The organism is uncultured Boseongicola sp., from assembly GCF_937988555.1.
In the GTDB taxonomy this organism is placed as follows: domain Bacteria; phylum Pseudomonadota; class Alphaproteobacteria; order Rhodobacterales; family Rhodobacteraceae; genus Boseongicola.
On the sequence record NZ_CALJXO010000090.1, the window covers coordinates 1 to 2,547 of the forward strand.

The 2,547-nt window shown below is 56.5% G+C and carries 3 protein-coding genes; 2 read left to right on the plus strand and 1 reads right to left on the minus strand.

Features of this window, described 5'->3' with window-relative positions; genetic code table 11:
- A partial coding sequence (locus Q1B15_RS05100; RefSeq protein WP_366141677.1) for an oligopeptide/dipeptide ABC transporter ATP-binding protein occupies window positions 1-355 on the plus strand: 355 nt, incomplete at its 5' end.
- Window positions 348-1,343: an oligopeptide/dipeptide ABC transporter ATP-binding protein gene (locus tag Q1B15_RS05105; protein WP_299751106.1), complete on the plus strand. Its 996-nt coding sequence runs from the start codon at window positions 348-350 to the stop codon at window positions 1,341-1,343. The genes Q1B15_RS05100 and Q1B15_RS05105, both read left to right, overlap by 8 nt.
- 86 nt (window positions 1,344-1,429) lie before the next feature.
- Here Q1B15_RS05105 and Q1B15_RS05110 read toward each other — a convergent pair.
- Window positions 1,430-2,384 (minus strand): IS630 family transposase gene (locus tag Q1B15_RS05110; protein ID WP_299751109.1). Its coding sequence is split into 2 segments (ribosomal slippage): window positions 1,430-2,044 and window positions 2,046-2,384, totalling 954 coding nucleotides; the frame shifts between segments, so codons are not numbered across the junction.
- Window positions 2,385-2,547: the final 163 nt, after the last annotated feature.

Sequence of the window (2,547 nt, forward strand, 5' to 3'; positions counted from 1 at the left end):
CCTGATCACCCATGATCTTGGCGTGGTCGCGGAATATTGCGACAATGTGGTTGTAATGTATGCTGGCCAGGTCGTCGAAAACGGTCCGACAGGAGCGGTGATCGCGACCCCGCAGCACCCCTATACCCAAGGCCTCCTACGTTCGATTCCGCGTTTGTCGGACCTGTCGCGGCGGATCGAACCTATCAAGGGCACTGTGCCGGAACTGATCGACTTGCCCGATCAATGCCGGTTCATGGATCGCTGCACGCGGGCGCAAGCCAGCTGCCGAGACCTCATCGCGATGCAGGATTGCGGTGCCGGGCGGCAAGTGCGCTGCATCGCTCCCGGGCTCGCAGGAGGCAGCGATGTCTGACCTTCTTGCAATAAGCGGACTCGTGAAACATTTCGATGATCGCCGTGGACTATTAGGCCGGATAACCGGTAACCCAGGCGCTTTGGTGCAGGCGGTCAATGGTGTCGATCTCGGCATCGGCGAAGGCAAGACTTTAGGGCTGATCGGTGAATCTGGTTGCGGCAAAAGCACCCTTGGCCGCGCCATCTTGCGCCTGCACGAACCGACGGCGGGGCAGGTTCTGTTTGACGGCACAGACGTCACGGCGCTTGACGCCAGCGACCTCAAGGCGATGCGGCGGCGAATGCAGATCATATTTCAAGACCCATACGCATCACTCAATCCGCGCCTGACAGTGGGCGAAATCGTGGCGAAGCCGATGAGAATTCATGCTCTTGCAACGGGCAGCGATTTGGAGGATCGGGTCGTAGACATGCTCAATCGCGTAGGGCTGAACTCTGGTCATCTCAACCGCTATCCGCACCAGTTTTCAGGCGGTCAGCGCCAGCGGATCGGGATCGCCCGGGCGTTAATCATGAAGCCGAAATTCGTCGTCTGCGACGAACCGGTATCTGCGCTGGATGTGTCGATTCAGGCGCAGATCGTCGAGCTTCTGGACGAGATGAAGCAGGAGTTGGGTCTGACCTATCTGTTCATCTCGCACGACATTTCAGTGATTGGATACGTCAGCGACCGCATTGCGGTGATGTATCTGGGCAAGATTGTCGAGGAAGGCGAGACGCGGGAGGTCCTGGAAAATCCCATACATCCCTATACAAGAGCGCTGCTTTCTTCAGTACCGCATCTTGAGAAGACTGCAGGAAAGCGCGACAGAACCCGCCTGAAAGGTGATCTTCCATCGCCGATCAACCCGCCACCCGGCTGCAAATTCAATACGCGGTGCCCGTTGGCCACCGAGTTGTGCCGGCAAAGTGAACCAGAGCTGCGCCACATGCAGGGAACACAGTCCGCTGCTTGCCATCTTTCACTTGCGAACGCTGAGGGTTGAGACGTGTCCAGATTGATCAGCCGCATCTAAAACACCAAATTTCTGGCATTCTTCGACGGTTTGCCGTGACCTAGAGCGTTACCAATTTAATTGGTTTCATATCCTGCTGCCTTGAAGAAGTTGTAGCATTCTTCGTCTGAGAAGAGGTTGCAGACGTTTCCAATGGCGCGCCAGAGGTCATCGTAGGTTCGGGCGGCGGCTTTTCTGATCAGGGCTTTTAGTTTTGAGAATGCCATCTCGATGGGGTTCAGATCGGGGCTGTATTTGGGCAGGAACAGCAGCCAGTTGTTTTGAGCCTTCAACAGGTCCTGCGATTTTGCCGATTTATGGGTCGCCAGATTGTCGAGGATGACCACATCACCGGGGGTGAGTGTCGGCGCAAGCTGGGTTTCGATGTAGAGATCGAACAGGTCCCGATCTATTGCTCCCTTGATCACCCAGGGTGCGTCGAGCCGGTCTTGGCGGAGCGCGGCGATGAAGGTCTGCGTGTTCCAGTGGCCCCATGGCACGTGATCGATCAGGCGCGCTCCACGCGGTGCCCAACCGGTCGTCTTGATCATGTTGGTTTTTAACGAAGTTTCATCAATGAACGCCAGTCGGTGCAGGAATTGCCGCATGAACGGCTGACGCCGCGCGATCCAGAACGCGCGATCCCGCGCCACATCAGGGCGCATCTGCTCAGCTGCGCGCAGGTCTTTTTTTGTGCGTCAGACCAAGCCGGTGCAGCCAATAGCCGATTGTTGAAACAGCAACGCGCAGCCCGTGCTCTTCGTGAACCTCCCGCGCTAGGGCTTCCTGCGTCAGATCGCTTTTCCCGACAAGGCGGGCACGCACCCAATCCTCGTATGGCCCTAACTTGCTCCACCCGCCATTGCCCTGCCGCTTCGGTGCAAGCGACCCAGTCTCACGTTTGAGATTGACCATATCGTTGACGAATTTGATCGAAACCCGGAAATGCGCCGCTGTCGCACGGTGCGTGTTGCCTTCTTCAACAAAAGCAACAACGCGCTCCCGCAACTCCAGAGGATGTGGCTTGCCCATTTGTGACCCCCATATCTGCCTCAAAGATACAGAATCACAGATCAAGAAATTTTGGAATCCTGAATCCAAAAAGTTTGGGAGCGCTCTAGGACGGCGCTCTAGAGCATCGTCCATCTAATCTGCAACATACCCGGCCGCCCTGAAGAAGTTTTCGCACTCTTGT